Source organism: Bradyrhizobium sp. PMVTL-01 (genome assembly GCF_051861855.1).
Lineage (GTDB): Bacteria > Pseudomonadota > Alphaproteobacteria > Rhizobiales > Xanthobacteraceae > Bradyrhizobium.
In genome coordinates this window covers 4918984-4935345 of sequence record NZ_CP193982.1, presented here as the reverse complement: position 1 = coordinate 4935345, position 16362 = coordinate 4918984, and the positions used below count along the sequence as shown (strand labels likewise).

The window sequence follows — 16362 nt, the reverse complement described above, 5'->3', positions numbered from 1 at the left end:
TGGCATAGGCTGTCCGCTTCGTGAACTGAAGCGACCCGAAGCGGTCACGGCGGTACTCATACTCGAGAGGGACATTCGCCATGACCGCGCCCCCCTGTTGACTTGAAAATCAGTCTTCGCGACTGGCCAGCCTACGATAGACCGCGAGATCGTCAAAGGTAGGTGCTTCGCCGCGCCGCACGTTGGAATTGATGTCGGGCCCGAGGACCAGCGATGTACCAAGCCCGGCATAGATGTATCGGGTGCCGAACGCCTTCTTTAACGCAGCAAAAGTCGGCTCGCCCGTGCAGTGCCCGGGGGCAATGTTCTCGACCTTGAATTTGTCCTTGAGCGCCGTCACGATCTTTTCAATGGCATCGTCGGCTGCAACAACGAGGTGGAAGCCCCCAGCGATGAGATGAATTCTCGGGTTGATCGCCGTTGCAGCCTCGACAATGCGTTCGATTCCCGGATGCGAACAGCCGACGACCAGAACAAGACCGTCCGGAGTGTTCACTGCGAGAGAGAGTTCTTTGAGTTCCTTTGTGCCGGGGAGATCAGAAATCAGAGCGATCAGAGTAAAGCCTGGTGCTATCTCCGTCGTCCGATCAATCAGTTCGAAGTTTGCGTTGGGCCATGCGGAGCCGAACTCCAGGATGGTGGGCGGTTTGCCGCCGTAATATCGCATCTCTTCAGGCAGGGAATCGTCTTTGCGATAAAATGTCGATGGAAGTGATGAGCCGTAGATGCCGAATCCTTCCTTGGGAGCGTAGATCTTCACCTTCGGGTTCACACTAAGCACATAGCTCAATCCGGCCATGTGATCGGAATGCCTGTGGGAGAGAACGACAAAATCAAGTGCGGTAAGGTCAACCCCTTTCGTTCTGACATTCTTCTCAAAGATCTCCGCGCTATCTCCAGTATCAAATAGAATGCGCTTTCCCGCGACCTCCACCAGCGCGGAGAACCCCCAGTCCTTTGTCATTGCGGGATCGGCGCCAAATGCGTCATAGAGGATCGTAATCTTGCCGCTCGGCTCGGCCGCGATGCTCGCGCAAGAGGTCGCCGCTATTGCGCAGGTGACCGCGGCGGCGATGAAACTCCATCTTCCGAATGTCATGGACGTGCCTCCTCTTTCCGTTGGACTTCCGCTGAAGGCTGAGTTGGCGCAGTCCGACTTTGACTGGCTGGGGTACTGTGGCACCCTGTCGCAAGTTGCGGACTGTCGCTCATCTTCGGATGCTCTCGGCCGATGGGCAATGAGACATTTTTGAGCTTGGGACTTGAACCTTCAGGCGCCTCGATAGACAGTTCGCCGAACTGTTTCTCGCAATCGACCGGAGGGATCATGGGCAAAATGCCACACGCCCAAATACTGGCGAGACCGTGTGGAAGAGTTCCGCGCGAACGTGGGCAACGGCGAGCATAAGCAGGCCGAGGAACCGCTCTCGAAGATCGCCAATACTTATGACGATCTCGCCGGGGCGAGCCCGGTTGATCCACACCGTTCAGGACGCCACAAACATTCGATGCTTGATCCGAGGGGAGGCAAAACCGTGCGCCAGTGCCGGTGCGGCGAACGGGTTTGGGACGAGAACCTTGGCATGATTTGTGCACACCAATCATCACCGGGGAATTGCTCATTCCCACCCGGGGCTGGAAAGCCGCCGCCCGCGCTCAATTTAAGCGGGCGGCGTTTTTGCTTTCAAGAGTGGAAAAGGCCTCAACCCGGGGCTGGCGTGGGCTAAGGCCTTCTCTGCCGTCTCTAAATCACAAGACGCTAGGATAATATTCCACCTTGTCCCGGTATCGTCCATTGTCCTCATTTGAGTTAGTAGTGTCCTCATCAGGACAGCACCGGCACTGTCTGTCTAAGTTAAGGACGGCAGTATCCTCATTTAGTTTAAGGATTGATCCAAAGCCCATGATTATCGTCTTAGGGACATGGGGAGAAAGACCGGATCAGATGACAGCGAGGCCGCCGACAAGATGCGGACCGATGAAGCTCGCCAAGCCGTCAAAGAGCATGCCGACGACCAGCGGGAGCTACAGGACAAGCTACGACGCAAGGTGAACTAGGCCCCGGTTGGAACCAGCGGCTGTGTTCTAAGAATCACGCCTGACAACGTGAGGCCCAAGGGCCACAGCTTCGCCAGCCCCGAGCTGAGACTCTTGAGCTTGTCTGAAGTCTGTCAAATTTCCCCGCGGTCCCGGAACGAATGTGCACTTTTGCACTTAAGCCACTAGCTTCCACTTAAGGAGGTGGCACCTGTGGGGAAAAGAAGTGCCCGCCGCCGAGTACTATTTGAAGCAAGCTGAAATCGCATCACGCTTGGCGCGGGCAGAACCGGACCCGGAGAAAGCCCGGGCAATGCACATCATGGCGCTAAGCCTCTTCGATAAAGCGCACAGGGCTCAGGTCAAAGACACGCCCGCGCCGCCGGAGAGCCACACAGTGCTTCCTGTCATCGAGCGGCAGTAAGGCCGCTTCGGTTGGCGGTCTCTTTTAGTTCGTCATGCCGCCTTATTGGCCCGAAGCTGCCCTCGCAGCAACTCCCCGTTGGGTCTGCTCTTCGGAGAGCAGAGCGGACGCGCGACAGCACTGGCCGCCATAGCCGGTTCTGAGCCACTGCTCAGGTGGAGATGGAGTAATGCTCGCGGGCACCTCTTAACGTTCAGCTGCGAATATGCGCCATTCCCCCGGGCTAACCTTGAGGGATCGGGTGCCGCGGTCCTTGAAGCGCAACCCAGAACCGGCCACCAGATCCTTGACCGTGCTCGACACCAAAACCTCGCGCCCAGCGGCAAGCGCCGCAACCCGCGCTCCTATGTGGACAGCGATACCGCCGACATCATCACCAATCATTTCGCACTCGCCTGTGTGAAGCCCAGCACGAACCTCAATGCCGAGCGGCCTGATTTCCTCGGCAATGGCCGAGGCGCAGGGAACGCCGCGGGCTGGACCGTCAAAGGTCGCGAGAAAGCCGTCTCCAGTCGTTTTCACTTCCTGGCCTCGAAAGCGCGCGAGAGTTGCGGCGATGAAGGCGGCAGTACCGAACTCGCTCGATCAGTTGCGCGCGCATTTGGTTCAATCAGATGCTGACTGACGGGCGCTCATTCCTGCAGGGTTCTGCCCCTAGCCTTGCCGATCTCGCCGCCTACCTTCCGATTTGGTTCTTGCAGCAAAGATTCGTCCATTGGCGGCGCCGCTCGACGGCTTTCCGAGCCTGCTGAGTTGGACCGAACGCGTTGCCGCAATCGGCCACGGCAGGCGGAGCCCAATGACCTCGAAAAAAGCGCTCGATGCGGCGAGGGACGCTACGTCGATCGCCAGCGTAATCCACGATCCAAAAGATCCGATCGGCCGGAAACCTGGTCAGACCGGATGACACCGGACGCGACCCGGTCGTCGGCGAGTTGATCGCCTCGGGCGTCCATGAGATCGTCGTCCAACGCAGCGATCCGGCGGTCGGAGAGGTCTGTGTGCCATTTCCCACGCGCCGGTTTTGTCGTGATGTCGGTCTGATTTGCCGATTGAGCAACCGACGCAATTCCAACCCGCTGTCAATCTCAAGACGGCGAAAGCACTCGGTCTCGCACTTTCGCGAACGTGATCGCCCGCGCTGACGAGTTGATCGAAGAACCGACTGACTTCCGTTATGGCCCGTCGCGGACTCTGGCTGAGAGTGCTCCGAAGTCCGCGTCCTGATGGTGACCCGAGAAGGCCCTGCAAGCTGGCCAAGGCAAGCCTTTGACCCAGAGCAGAAGTCTGCCTACGGGATCGTTGCATGCCGCACTTGCGCTCTTTGCCTCGCAATGTCCGCTTCCGAAAGCCGAGCGGAATAGCATCGTGGATGCTGCCCAGGTCGGCCTTTGAGCGGAAATCGCCAGGTTTGCCGAAGGATGGTCAGCTATCGCGAGGGCAGAAGCTAGGTCGCCGCGAGTTGCTTCCTGAGCTTCTTGGGACCGCTTATTCCGCGTGACGCTGCTATTCCTTTCGGATAGCCGGTGCGGTCATCGTAGGTGCGGCGAGGACCGGTCCCCGGTGCATGCCGCGCGCTGACCTCCTTCGCGGTTGCCAAGTCGAGCAGAGTGATGCCTCCAACCATCAGCAAGGCAAGCACAACGTTGCCCCTCTTGGGATTGTCGGCGTGCAAGCCTCCCATCAACATTGCGATGTCGAGCCCGTCGCCGGCGACGCGGCTCCACAAGCCTACATTCTTATCGGCCGACAGCGATAGCACGCCAGAGGCTATTTCCCTGGCTCCATAGGCGCGGACAAGCCTTTCCTGGCCTTGCATGCCGAGCGCCCGTGTGACGCGCTCCGGAGCCAGCATTTCCAGTGCGCCAAGCCCGAGGCTGAACCAGCCGAGATTGCGCGCCATCCGGTCCGAAGCTCCGAACGAACTCGGCCCCGTGCTGATGACCTTCGGATCACCCTTCGAGCGTACAAAGTTTGCGATTTTTCCAATAGCCACGGCGTCTGTCCTTCCTTGTCAGTTCTTGAGCACGACCTTCACACAGCTGTCCTGCTTGTCGCGGAACACCTTGTACATCTCCGGCCCCTGTTCGAGGCTCACCGTGTGCGTGACGACAAAGGAGGGATCGATGTGGCCCTCCTGGATGTAGCGGAGCAGCTCGTCGGTCCAGCGGTTGACGTGCGTTTGTCCGGTGCGAACGCTCAATCCCTTGTTCATCAGCTGGCCCATCGGGATCTTGTCGACGAGGCCCCCATAAACCCCCGGGATCGAAAGGATTCCACTGGGGCGGCAGACGTAGATCATCTCACGCAGCACGTGGGGACGGTCGTTCTCCGTCAGCATCAGCTGCTTTGCCCGATCGAGAATCGTATCCGGCTGGCCAAACGAAACATGGGACTCCATTCCGATGCAATCGATGCACTTTTCGGGCCCCTTGCCCTCGGTCAGCTCATTGAGCCGCTCGACGACGCTCTCCTTCTCGAAATTGATCGTGGTCGCCCCGCCTGCTTCCGCCATGCTGAGCCGTTCGGGAATGCGATCGATTGCGATGATCTGGTTTGCCCCGAGCAGCATGGCGCTGCGGATCGCCATCTGCCCGACGGGGCCGCAGCCCCAGATCGCGACCGTGTCGGTCGGCTCGATGTCGCATTGCGCCGCTGCCTGCCATCCGGTCGGCAATATGTCTCCGAGAAACAGCACCTGCTCATCGGTCAATCCGTCGGGCACCTTGATATGGGTGGCGTCGGCAAAAGGCACGCGAAGATACTCGGCCTGGCCGCCGGGATAGCCGCCGGTCAGATGCGTGTAGCCGAACAGCCCCGCGGTCGCATGGCCAAACACCTTGTCCGCAATGTGCTTGTTACGGTTGGTCCGCTCGCATACTGAGAAATTGCCGCGCTTGCACTGCTCGCATTCACCACAGATGATCGTGAAGGGCACCACGATGCGGTCGCCCTTCTTCAATTTTCCATTGACGCCGGAGCCGACCTCGACGACTTCGCCCATCATTTCGTGACCCATGATGTCGCCGGGCAGCATGGCCGGAATGAAATTGTGGAAGAGGTGCAGGTCCGAGCCACAGATGGCACAGCTCGTCACCTTGATGATCGCGTCTCTGGGGTCCTCGATCTCCGGATCGGTTACTCTGTCACACCTGATATCTTCTTTGCCGTGCCAAACGAGCGCCTTCATACCGAACCTCTCCGATTCACGCCCCAGCGAAGCGCGAACTCGTGGACCATTGAACGGTTTCTAATTTGGCAGAAAAGATTTCCGCATCGTCATTCCCGGCTTGCTCGTGCTGATGGTCGTTGCCGCGCGTGTTGCTTTGGACATGAGGGCCGCGACCAACCGGGCCTGCCAAGTCGGCCGGTGTGAAGGACGCAAAGTCAAGTGTCTGCCGAGCAGAGCGCCGGGATTCCGAAGAATGCTTCTTAACCCAGGTTTAGGCCTCCCATCCTCGGACGCGGTTTGAGGTCTCGCAACCGCTCACTCGAAGGAACGATGTCAGAAGGAGAGGATTGTGCCTTGAATTTTCAACGAGAGGACCACTCGATGCGTCCAAACGCGTTCGGCTGCTGCGCGGCAGTGCTAATGTCCATCTCGTCCGCTATCCACGCCCAAACGGCGACGGACGACATCAGGGCCAAGGCCCAACGACTTGTATCTCCTCTGGTCGACACTCGCGACGACCGGCTGCAGGTGGTCGCGACGTTCGAACATCAGGTGACCGGTGTCACGGTCGCACCGGACGGGCGTATATTCGTCAATTTCCCGCGCTGGACCGAGGATACGCCCGTTTCAGTGGCTGAGCTCATGCCGGATGGATCGATCAGGCCCTACCCGAATGAGGATTGGAATAGCTGGCGCAATGCACGGATGTCCGAGGTCTCTCCCAACGATCACTTTGTTTGCGTTCAAAGCGTTGTTGCGGACCAACGGGGATCGCTCTGGGTCGTGGATCCGGCAGCTCCGAACGCCGAGAAGACCATCAAGGGCGGGCCCAAGATTGTCGAGATAGATCTGAAATCAAACAAGGTGAAACGATCCTTCCCGATTCCTCCCGAGATAGCTGGTCCGGGTAGCTATCTGAATGATCTCCGCATCGCTCCCGACGGAAAATACGCCTACCTGACCGACTCCGGCTCACCGGGCGGGCTAATCGTTCTGAACATCCAGTCAGGGCAGGCGTGGCGTGTGCTGAGCGACGATCCTTCGACCCAATTCGATCCGAGCGTCAATGTGATGACCGATGGCCAGCCGCTGCGGCGGCCAGACGGACGGCAACCGCTGTTCAATGCAGATAGCCTCGCGCTATCCAAAGACGGCAGCACGCTGTATTGGCAAGCCCTGACCGGGAAAACCCTTTACCGAATCCCCACATCCAGCATCCAGAATCCCGACACGGCAAGCCGCGCGCGTCCGGAGACGGTGGCCACGACGGAGCCGGCGGACGGGCTCTGGACGGGGGAGAATGACGAGGTCTACCTGAGCTCGATCGGCAACGATGCTGTCAAGATCATCAATCCCGGGACGGCAGCATACGGCAGCTGTTGACCGACCCACGCCTGCGCTGGCCGGATACTTTTTCGCAAGGTCCTGACGGCCACATCTATGTGACGGCATCGCATATTCAGGATTCACCCTGGTTCCACATGGCCTGGACCGACAAGAAATTCACATTGTTCAGGTTCATGCCGCGCGAACCAAATGCGGCCGCGTCAGACGGTGCACCCAAGCGGAAGTAACAACGGCTGCAACCGGCGACTCAACTGAGGAGGCCGATGGTGCGTTGGTTCGAGCCCATCCTGGGCACCGTGCTGATGGCCGCGGTGCTTGCCGACGTCTTCCTCACGGTTCTCTACGCCCGAGCGGGCACCGGAATCATGAGCGATCGCCTCGCAAGACTGGTCTGGCTGGCAGTGCGCGCGGTTGCGTCGAACCGTAACAAACATCTGCTTTCGTTCTGCGGACCTCTCATCGTGGTCGCGTTGCTACTGACCTGGTCGATTCTGCTCGCGCTGGGGGCTGCACTGGTCGTCCACCCTCTGCTCGGGACGAGCATCACGAACAGCAACCAAGAGACGCCAACCGATTTCGTGACGGCGCTTTACGTGGCAGGAGGCAGCCTCTCGATCGTTGGCGGCAGCAGCTTCGGTCCGCAAAGAAGAAGGTGGGACCGTCTTGTCCACCTGGTCGGCAACTCCATGGCTTACGAAGTTGCGGACATCGATCCAGCGATGCAGAGAACGCAAACGCCTATCTTTCTTTCGGAGCATCGCGGAGGGGCGCGATGACAAGGAAAGATCGCGGCGGGTGGGGCCATCGGCAGTCGAGACCATCCGAGCTGGCGCGAAGGTGCTCGAGCGACACATGGCCCAATCGCGTCGGCGCGGCTTAGTCGAAACTTGTCTCGGAAGGTTCATGCCCTCCCGGAATATTTTGTGGCTCCTCAGCGCCGATGAGCGGTCGTAGGATTGGATCGCCCGAGCCAACGGGCTCCAGGCTTCAACGCGTTCGTTTTGAACGCGTACGTGGCGCCGGGGGATCGCTCGTCAAAGCCGGCCGCATCCGCGAATAAAAGCACGGGGGTATCATGTCCGCGTTGTCACGCCGCGATTTCCTGGCACTTTCGACGACAGCCGCAGCAGTTGGTCTCGCCGCGCCTGCGCGCGCTGCGATGGGGCCGAACGACAAGTACGATCTGGTGATCCGCGGGGGAGAGGTTCTCGACCCCAGCCAGTCGTTGCGCGCGAGACGCGATATCGGCATCCGCTGGGGCGTGATCGAAACCGTCCAGGAGACAATCCCCGCCGAGCGCGCCCTGAAGAGCATCGACGCGTCGAGCAAGCTCGTGATGCCCGGCCTCATCGATCTGCATTGTCACGTCTATCCCTACGGCTCGGCGATCGGCATTCCCGCCGACGAGCTGGTGCAATTCCAGGGCACGACGACCGTCGTGTCGGCAGGCGACGCCGGCGTCAACAATCTGGCGGCGCTGCGCCGTTTCATCGTGGCCCAGACGCGGACGCGGATGTACGCCTTCCTCCACATCGCCAACAACGGGCTTTCGGCGTTTCCCGTCGCAGAGCTCTACAATATCGACTCCGCTCAAACCGAGGCCTGTGCCATGGCTCTCGCCGAGAATTCGGACTTCCTCCTCGGGGTCAAAGTGCGGATGTCGGAGAACGTGATCTTCAAGCACGGGCTCGAGCCGCTCAAGCGCGGGATCCAGGCGTGCGAGATGTGCGGCTGGCCGGCGAAGATGATGGTGCATATCGGCGGCGTCGAGTCCAAGGAGCTGATGTCGCAGATCCTCGACCTGCTGCGCCCGGGCGACGTGCTGACGCATGCCTATTCGGGCGCTCCGAACATGTCCAACAGCTTCACGAATATCGTCCAGGAGGGCAGGTTGCTGCCCGCGGCCCTGGCGGCCAAACAGCGTGGCGTCATGTTCGACGTGGGCCATGGCGGTGGCAGCTTCGACTTCACCGTGGCGGAAGTGGCGATCCCCGGTGGATGCATTCCGGACACCATTTCCTCCGACATCCACGTCTTCTCCGGCAATTCGCCAGGCATTCCCTTCCTGCCCAACGTGATGAGCAAGTTCATGACGCTTGGATTCACGCTGGAGCAGGTGGTCGCAATGGCCACGACAGCCCCGGCGAAGATCATCAATCGCGCGCCGAAAATCGGCACGCTGCAGGTCGGCGCGCCCGGCGACGTCGCCATCATGGAGCTCGTGGAAGGGCCGGTCAGCTTTGTCGACACCCGCAACAACAAGAGAGACGGGAAGGCCCAGCTCAAGCCGATCCAGACCGTCATCAACGGCGTGCCGTTCGGCCGGCCCTACCAGGCGCCGTTCGCTGTGAGGTAGCGAGCCGGCAGGCGCTCAGCGGTGGTTCAGGGTGCATCGAGTCCGGGCAATTCGCGACGAAGCTCGGAGCGCGCTTCGAGTCTGCGGTGAGACCTGCATCTTCGTCCTCCTGCCAAGAAGCGGGTCTCGTAGACCTGAGCTCACCTGCGGATGAAGGGACGGGAAAAAGCGGCAGTAGCCGGAACGTTCGAGAAGATTTCTGAGTTGAAAGTCATGAACGTTGCGGCACGGCTGATGCCCTCTTGGAAAACGACTCTGCGGTGGATTCGCAGCACTGCCGCTCGAGGATCGTCATGTACAAGGTTGCGATATACGATGAACTGCGGCAGGTGGAGCGCGATGTCGCCGAAGGGGAACGACGGCTCGCAGAGCAAGAGGCACTCATTCTCGAGATGAGGCGCCAGAATGAAGAAACGGCCAAAGCAGAAGCCGAACTCGAGCGAATGCGCGCGGAGCAACGGTGCCGCGATCAGGACCGGCAACGTCTCCTCTCGCTGCTGCAACCCTGACATGGTGCCGGCGACGAAATCGCGTCACGGTCGTGGCAGCGATACCGCGCGAGATCGAGCAGGATTCATTCGCAGCGCTCGACGCTGATCTTGCCGGTGACGACCGGGATGACGGCGCTCGGCACTTGGGCGGGCGCCGGTTTTCGTCGTTCTGAACCGATATTGTCGCCCCCTTCCTTCAGGGAACTCCGGGGAACATCGGTCGTTTTCCACGTTGCTCTCATTCGGAGACGTGAGCCCGTCCTCGCGGCCTGGGTCTTTGCCGCCACGATGGGGCTTCTCGTCGTGCCGAAGCTGCTGGCCTATCTGGTGATGATCAGCAATCGCGAGGAGCGGAGCGGCTTTGCAGGCAGCGTCCGCGTCCTTGCCGGCGTCGTTTGCGAGACGCTTGTCGCGGCATTGATCGCTCCCTGCATGATGATCTTCCAGAGCACGGCGGTCATGGAGATCCTCGTCGGCCGAGACGCCGGCTGGCAGGTGCAGCGCCGGAGCGATGGCGAGCTTGCTCTCGGTGAAGTCTGTCGCAAGTTCGCCGGACCACGTCCTGCGGGCTGGCCCTGTCGCTCGGCGCCTATGCCGTGTCCTTGCCTCTGTTGCTTTGGATGTCGCCCGTGGTGCTGGGCCCGGGTCGCCGGTATGTCTGGCGGAGATCCGCACCCCGCCGGGCTTCCCCTCGCGGGCACTATGGCCTATGACGCTGCAACGCAAAAATCCCCACAAAAGACCCCATGATCCGCCTCGACAACGTCAGCAAGCAAGCCGGCCACCAGATCCTGTTCATCGAAGCCTCCGCGGCCCTCAACAAGGGGGAGAAGATCGGCCTGGTCGGGCCGAACGGCGCCGGCAAGACCACGCTGTTCCGCATGATCGCCGGCGAAGAGCTGCCCGATGAGGGGCAGGTCTCGACCGATCGCGGCATCACGATCGGCTATTTCAACCAGGACGTCGGCGAAATGAGCGGCCACAGCGCCGTGGCCGAGGTCATGAATGGCGCCGGTCCCGTCAGCGAGGTCGCGGCCGAGCTGCGCGAGCTCGAGGCCGCGATGGCCGACCCTGACAAGGCCGATCAGATGGACGAGATCATCGCACGCTATGGCGAGGTGCAGCACCGGTTCGAGGAGCTGGACGGCTATGCGCTCGATGGTCGGGCGCGCGAGGCGCTGTCCGGCCTCGGCTTCAGCCAGGAGATGATGGACGGCGACGTCGGCAAGCTCTCGGGCGGCTGGAAGATGCGCGTGGCGCTGGCGCGCATTCTCCTGATGCGCCCCGATGTCATGCTGCTGGACGAGCCGAGCAACCATCTCGATCTCGAAAGCCTGATCTGGCTGGAAAAATTCCTGCACGACTACGAAGGCACGCTGCTGATGACCTCGCACGACCGCGAGTTCATCAACCGCGTGATCTCCAAGGTGATCGAGATCGACAGCGGCTCGCTCACCACCTACACCGGCAATTACGAGTTCTACGAGCAGCAGCGGGCGCAGAACGAGAAGCAGCAGCAGGCGCAGTTCGAGCGCCAGCAGGCCATGCTCGCCAAGGAGATCAAGTTCATCGAGCGCTTCAAGGCGCGCGCCTCGCATGCGGCGCAGGTGCAGAGCCGGGTGAAGAAGCTCGACAAGATCGAGCGGGTCGAGCCGCCGCGCCGCCGCCAGAGCGTCGCCTTCGACTTCCCGCCGGCGCCGCGCTCGGGCGAGGACGTTGTGGCGCTCAAGAACGTCCACAAGGGCTACGGCGCCAAGCGCATCTATGACGGGCTCGATTTCATGATCCGCCGCAAGGAGCGCTGGTGCGTGATGGGCGTCAACGGTGCGGGCAAGTCGACATTGCTCAAGCTGGTTGCCGGTGCGAGCGAGCCGGATGAGGGCTCGGTGGCGCTCGGGGGGAGCGTCAAGATGGGCTATTTCGCCCAGCATGCGATGGATCTGCTCGACGGCGACCGCACCGTGTTCCAGTCGCTGGAAGACCAGTTTCCGACCGCGGGGCAGGGGTCTTTGCGCGCGCTCGCCGGCTGCTTCGGCTTCTCCGGGGACGACGTCGAGAAGCGCTGCCGGGTGCTGTCAGGCGGCGAGAAGGCGCGGCTGGTGATGGCCAAGATGCTGTTCGATCCGCCGAACTTCCTGGTGCTGGACGAGCCGACCAACCATCTCGACCTCGCCACCAAGGAGATGCTGATCACGGCGCTCGCTGATTTCGAGGGCACCATGCTGTTCGTCTCGCACGACCGCCACTTCTTGGCGACGCTGTCGAACCGCGTGCTCGAGCTGACGCCGGAGGGCATCCATCAGTACGGCGGCGGCTACACCGAATATGTCGCGCGCACGGGGCAGGAAGCGCCGGGGTTGCGGAGCTAAGCGCTCATGGAATGATGCCGAGGCTGCGCCCGGCGGCAACCGGCCGGATGATGCCGAAGCCGTAATCGTAGTTGGGCACCGCGCCGCCCAGGGGCAGCGCCGTCGCCTTCAACGCCGCAATCATGGCTGCCGGATCCGTCGCCGTCGGCGATTGCACGGTCCGCAGCGCAGCGATGCACCCGGATGCGACGGCGCATGACGTCGACGTTCCCGTATCCGGCTCGAAGCCGCGCGGGCCTCGCAGGACCTTCGAGCCGAGAAACTCCGTATAGGCGGTGATGTCTGGCTTCTTTTGAGGCATGCCCGCGATCGATGGCCCTTGGGTGGAATAACAGACGCGCGCGTCGTGGATGTCGCAACCGGCGAGCGTCAGCACTTCGTCGTAGGCGTTCGCGCCCATGATCATTCCTGTCGTCCGCTGCAGACACACGGCAGCGGGGCAGCCGCCGCCGCAATTGCCGGCGGCGAAAACCACGTCGGCCCCGAATGCCGTGAGCAACCAGATGTACAGTCTGAAGGGGTGATTGGGGTTGTCGATGTAGCGCCTGGGATCACCGGGCGGGAAGTCGTCCAGGCTCGGATGGAAGATGCCCCAGCTATTGTTGACCACGAGCGCGGTTTGCGGGATGGTCCCAATGACCGCCCAGCGCCAGATCAGCTTCAAGTAACCGCTCATCATTTCCCCGATCGTGGCACTGACGGTGTGCTCCCCGGCCGGCCGTCCAAGCAGCAAGGGATAATCGAGCAGCGTCACGTTCGGGGCCACCGCGAGCACGCCGTAGGCACACATCGTTCCGTGTCCGATGCGATGGTGGCCCGGTGTCGTCGCCACGGTCGGTGGCGTCCACGAATTGCCGACGTCAAGGTCCGGGTTGAAGCCGAGCCGCTTCGCAAGATGCGGCCGGCAGATGCCGGTATCGACGATCGCGACGGCAACACCCGCGCCATAGAGGCTGTTGTCCTGCAGCACCGCGGTGTTGAGGTCCTGCCGAACCATTTCGATATCGCCCGTGGCCTTATTGGCAGGTGGTAAAGCAAGCTGGCCGCGCACATCAGGATCCAACCAGACCGGCTCGCCATCGTTGAAATCCGGCTTGGCGAGGCTCTCGGGAGAAACGTAGGCGCGGATCAGGAATTTATTCGACTTATCGAGCGCGAGGAGCGCGGACGCTTTTTCGCCCCTGTCCCTGGTCGAGACTGCAAGTCGCTGATCGGCGCCATCCCAGAGCGGCAGCGCGCCGAACTCGTCGTCGATCAAAAAGTCGGGCGTCGCGTTCCTTTGAATGTATTCGCCCATCGTGCCGACCGGACTACCGCCCTCGAGCAGGTCGTTTGCCGCCCTCAAGAGCATGCCGTTCTGATTACGCTGCATGAGCACCCGGACATAGCCGGGCGGCAATTCCCAAGGCGTCATGGCTGCCTCCGCTGCCGTGGTCAGGTTGCGCGTGGTCTCACTGCCATTCGGTCTTCGCGAGGTTGAGGGTGGCTACGTAGAACGGGCAGGCCGTCAGATAGGGTTTCAAGGCGACCGCGGCCCTGGCGCCCGCGTCGATGTCCTCGCGATAGTGCAATCCCGCGATCACCCGGTTCATGCCGACTCGCGCGGCGAGTGCGCGCAACGCCTCCTTGTATTGAGGCAGCATGTCGGCCAGGCATTCGGAGGTGAGCGTGCCAATGAGCGCGTGTCCGGCCGGATAGGCCGGGTGCCCCGGGACCTGGACCGGCGGATACAGCGTCGGGCAGACCTGGCTTGGTCGCGGCTGGTACCAGTAGGGCGGGGGCGCGGCACCAGCCGGGTTCGGATACTGGAGCTTGAGCTGGACCATCGCAAACTCGCCGACCCGGGCCATGATCTTCATCAGCAGGAACGTATGCGGGTGGGACGTGGCGCTGATGTTGAGAAGCTGCAGCCAGCGCAGCTGAAAATTCTGGTTCTCCTCGACGATTTCGCCAAGCGCTTCCGGCCGCTCTGCGACAGCCAGCACCAGGACCTCGTCGATCATCTTCGCCGTGACGGGGTAGGTGGGCGGCGGCAGCGCGACGGCCGCCTGCCATAGCTTGCCTCCGATGTTCTGCGACAGAAATTCCGGCAGGATCGCTATGGCGCGAAGATCCGGGTCCCATTCCGCGTCTCGGAACTTGGCGTTGTAGTCCCGTGTGATCGCGATCTCGGCAAGTGGCCGATCGGCCCGCATCGCGAACACGGGCGATCCGCCGCCGCCCGAGCCGCCCGACCAGTTTCCTCCAAACCAATTGCCACCAAACCAGTTGCCTCCGAACCAATTGCCCCCCATGACGGGATCCTCCTGTGGTTCGCTGCAAATGCAGCATGGTTTCAATCCGGCAAGCCTGCCTCTCGCAAATGTCCGATGAAGCGTTCCCGCAAGCCAATTTTGAAGGGGCAACGCTCACGATAGGCCGAAAGCTTGAATCGAGGTTGGATGTCCAGAAGCATCCTGGTGACGCTCCGGGCCTCCTCGTCCTGGCCCTTCGCAATATAGGCGGCTGCCAGAATGCGCAGGTTGGCGGACAGCCGTCCGTTCAGAGCTGCGGTCTTGCGGGCCCACACGACCGCCTCGTCGTAATTGCCATTGATGTAATGCGCTTGGCCGAGGAACATCAGGTAGAAATATGCCTGTGTATCGGCGGGCGACAGCCGCAATCCCTGTTCAGCGCGCGTGATCGCTGACTGGCCCTCCTCGAGGTAGCCGTACACGCCACTGCTAAGGGTCCAAGCCATGGCATTTCCGGGCGATGCGCTCAACGCTCTGTCAAAGAGGTCGAGCGCTGCGTCGTAGTCCTTGAACAGCAGCGCCTTGGCGTGTCCCAGAACGGCAAGCGCGAAGCCGTCTGCCGGCGCACGATCGACCGCCGCCGTGGCGAGGCGCGCCGCTTCCGCCGCGTCGGGGCCGCCCTCGGCGCCCCAGCCCTGTGCGACATTGTGAATGTGCCAGAGCGCTGCATAGGCATAGGGCGTCGCATAGCCCGGATCTGCAGCGATCGCGGCCTGCAACAGCTCGCCCGCCCGGCCGAAGTCGAAGAAATTCATGCGATACATGAAGTCGATCGCCTTCATGAGCAGCTCGTAGGCATTGAGATTGTCCGAGCGCTTTTGCAGCGCGCGCTTCAGCTCCGCCTCGCGGACCTGGGGCGCGATGCTCCATACGATGCGTGTCGCAATGCGGCTCTGAAATTCGAACAGTTCGGCGACATCGCCATCATAGTGATCCGCCCAGAGCACGATCCCCGCTTCGACGTCCTGCAGTTCCACGCCGATGCGAAGCCGCTTGTCGGCGCGCCGGATGCTGCCGCTCAGGACGTATCGGACGCCGAGCTCCTGGCCGATGCTCTGGCTGTCGATCGGTCCGCTGCGATACGGAGAGGTGGACATGCTTGAAATGACGAACAGCCCGCGGAGGCTCTGAAGCGCCACGACGATCTCGTCGGCCGTTCCATCGCCGAAGTAGTCGTCCTCCGGGTTCGCGCCTTGCGTCCGAAACGGCAGCACCGCGATGTAGGGCACCTTGGCCTGGCGGCTCGCGTTGCGGCGGTCGCCCGCGGGCAGTCGTTCGGCCTCAGGCAGCAGGAGAGAATAGGCGTGAACGGGGCGTGCGAGATGCTTGAGCCGGAGCACGCCCAGATCCTGGACTGGCACGTCGAGCCGGTCCTTGATCTGCTGGAACATCTCGTCCGAAAGCACCACGCCGCCGGCGGGCGCCGACTGCTCGAGCCTCGCCGCGATGTTCACGCCCTTTCCGAAAATGTCCTCCGATTCGACGATGGTCTGCGCAACGTTCAGGCCCATTCGAAATTGAATCTTCCGGTCGTATCCTTCCCGGGTCTGCGCAGCCGCGACTTCGGCTTGCAAGGCGACCGCACAGCGCGCGGCATCAAGCGAGGAATCGAAAGAAGCGAGAAAGCCGTCCCCCGTATTCTTCACGATCCTGCCGCGGAAGGAGACGATGCACGGATTGATCACGCCGAAACGAAGCGCTCGCAGGCGGACGTGCGTTGCCTCCTCCGCCACCTCGGTCAGGCGAGCATAGCCCACGACGTCGGCCGCCAGAATTGCAAGCACGCGCCGCGATGGCGGGGCGACCTCTGCAATATCGATCCCCGGATGGTTCACCTTGACCACCCCGCTACTTGGCTGAACGAGCGAAGGA

General features: G+C 61.7%; 13 protein-coding genes and 1 pseudogene. 7 read left to right on the top strand and 7 right to left on the bottom strand.

What is annotated here, in order from left to right:
* Positions 1-109: 109 nt before the first annotated feature.
* The gene (locus ACRQ5Q_RS23985; protein WP_439375161.1) at positions 110-1099 is read right to left on the bottom strand and encodes an MBL fold metallo-hydrolase; all 990 of its coding nucleotides are present in this window, start codon (positions 1097-1099) and stop codon (positions 110-112) included.
* A 1164-nt stretch (positions 1100-2263) separates the two neighbouring features.
* Here ACRQ5Q_RS23985 and ACRQ5Q_RS23980 point away from each other — a divergent pair.
* Both ACRQ5Q_RS23980 and ACRQ5Q_RS23975 read left to right on the top strand, forming a co-directional pair.
* On the top strand, positions 2264-2461 hold the full coding sequence (locus tag ACRQ5Q_RS23980; RefSeq protein ID WP_439375162.1) for a hypothetical protein: 198 nt from the start codon (positions 2264-2266) through the stop codon (positions 2459-2461).
* A gap of 348 nt (positions 2462-2809) precedes the next feature.
* The gene (locus tag ACRQ5Q_RS23975; protein ID WP_439392517.1) at positions 2810-3082 is read left to right on the top strand and encodes a hypothetical protein; all 273 of its coding nucleotides are present in this window, start codon (positions 2810-2812) and stop codon (positions 3080-3082) included.
* Positions 3083-3908: 826 nt separating this feature from the next.
* Here ACRQ5Q_RS23975 and ACRQ5Q_RS23970 read toward each other — a convergent pair.
* Positions 3909-4364 carry a hypothetical protein gene (locus ACRQ5Q_RS23970; protein ID WP_439392516.1) on the bottom strand — a complete coding sequence of 152 codons (456 nt, stop codon included), beginning with the start codon at positions 4362-4364 and terminating at the stop codon, positions 3909-3911.
* 111 nt (positions 4365-4475) lie between these two features.
* Positions 4476-5651, bottom strand: coding sequence for a zinc-dependent alcohol dehydrogenase (locus tag ACRQ5Q_RS23965; protein ID WP_439375166.1), 1176 nt, complete (start codon positions 5649-5651; stop codon positions 4476-4478).
* A gap of 402 nt (positions 5652-6053) precedes the next feature.
* Here ACRQ5Q_RS23965 and ACRQ5Q_RS23960 point away from each other — a divergent pair, with 402 nt between their 5' ends.
* The 3 genes from ACRQ5Q_RS23960 to ACRQ5Q_RS23950 all read left to right on the top strand — a co-directional run bounded on the left by ACRQ5Q_RS23960 (position 6054) and on the right by ACRQ5Q_RS23950 (position 9336).
* A complete protein-coding gene (locus ACRQ5Q_RS23960) occupies positions 6054-7016 on the top strand; it encodes an L-dopachrome tautomerase-related protein (protein ID WP_439392515.1) in 963 nt (320 codons plus the stop codon).
* Positions 7017-7243: 227 nt separating this feature from the next.
* Positions 7244-7756: a hypothetical protein gene (locus ACRQ5Q_RS23955; RefSeq protein ID WP_439392514.1), complete on the top strand. Its 513-nt coding sequence runs from the start codon at positions 7244-7246 to the stop codon at positions 7754-7756.
* Positions 7757-8055: 299 nt separating this feature from the next.
* Positions 8056-9336, top strand: coding sequence for an amidohydrolase family protein (locus ACRQ5Q_RS23950; protein WP_439392513.1), 1281 nt, complete (start codon positions 8056-8058; stop codon positions 9334-9336).
* Positions 9337-9476: 140 nt separating this feature from the next.
* On the opposite strand, the gene ACRQ5Q_RS23945 is transcribed toward ACRQ5Q_RS23950, so the two are convergent.
* A complete protein-coding gene (locus ACRQ5Q_RS23945; protein WP_439392512.1) occupies positions 9477-9818 on the bottom strand; it encodes a hypothetical protein in 342 nt (113 codons plus the stop codon).
* A 258-nt stretch (positions 9819-10076) separates the two neighbouring features.
* Here ACRQ5Q_RS23945 and ACRQ5Q_RS23940 point away from each other — a divergent pair.
* Positions 10077-10468: pseudogene (locus tag ACRQ5Q_RS23940) on the top strand (glucans biosynthesis glucosyltransferase MdoH); the annotation flags it as partial.
* Between the two features lie 105 nt (positions 10469-10573).
* Positions 10574-12196 carry an ABC-F family ATP-binding cassette domain-containing protein gene (locus ACRQ5Q_RS23935; RefSeq protein ID WP_439392511.1) on the top strand — a complete coding sequence of 541 codons (1623 nt, stop codon included), beginning with the start codon at positions 10574-10576 and terminating at the stop codon, positions 12194-12196.
* Between the two features lie 4 nt (positions 12197-12200).
* Here the strand turns inward: ACRQ5Q_RS23935 and ACRQ5Q_RS23930 are convergent, their stop codons facing one another.
* From ACRQ5Q_RS23930 to ACRQ5Q_RS23920, 3 genes are read right to left on the bottom strand one after another with little or no spacing between them, the layout of a single operon-like run.
* Positions 12201-13610: a S8 family serine peptidase gene (locus ACRQ5Q_RS23930; RefSeq protein WP_439392510.1), complete on the bottom strand. Its 1410-nt coding sequence runs from the start codon at positions 13608-13610 to the stop codon at positions 12201-12203.
* A gap of 37 nt (positions 13611-13647) precedes the next feature.
* Positions 13648-14490 carry a phosphatase PAP2 family protein gene (locus ACRQ5Q_RS23925; protein WP_439392509.1) on the bottom strand — a complete coding sequence of 281 codons (843 nt, stop codon included), beginning with the start codon at positions 14488-14490 and terminating at the stop codon, positions 13648-13650.
* A 41-nt stretch (positions 14491-14531) separates the two neighbouring features.
* A complete protein-coding gene (locus tag ACRQ5Q_RS23920; protein WP_439375172.1) occupies positions 14532-16325 on the bottom strand; it encodes an adenylate/guanylate cyclase domain-containing protein in 1794 nt (597 codons plus the stop codon).
* Positions 16326-16362 lie beyond the last annotated feature (37 nt).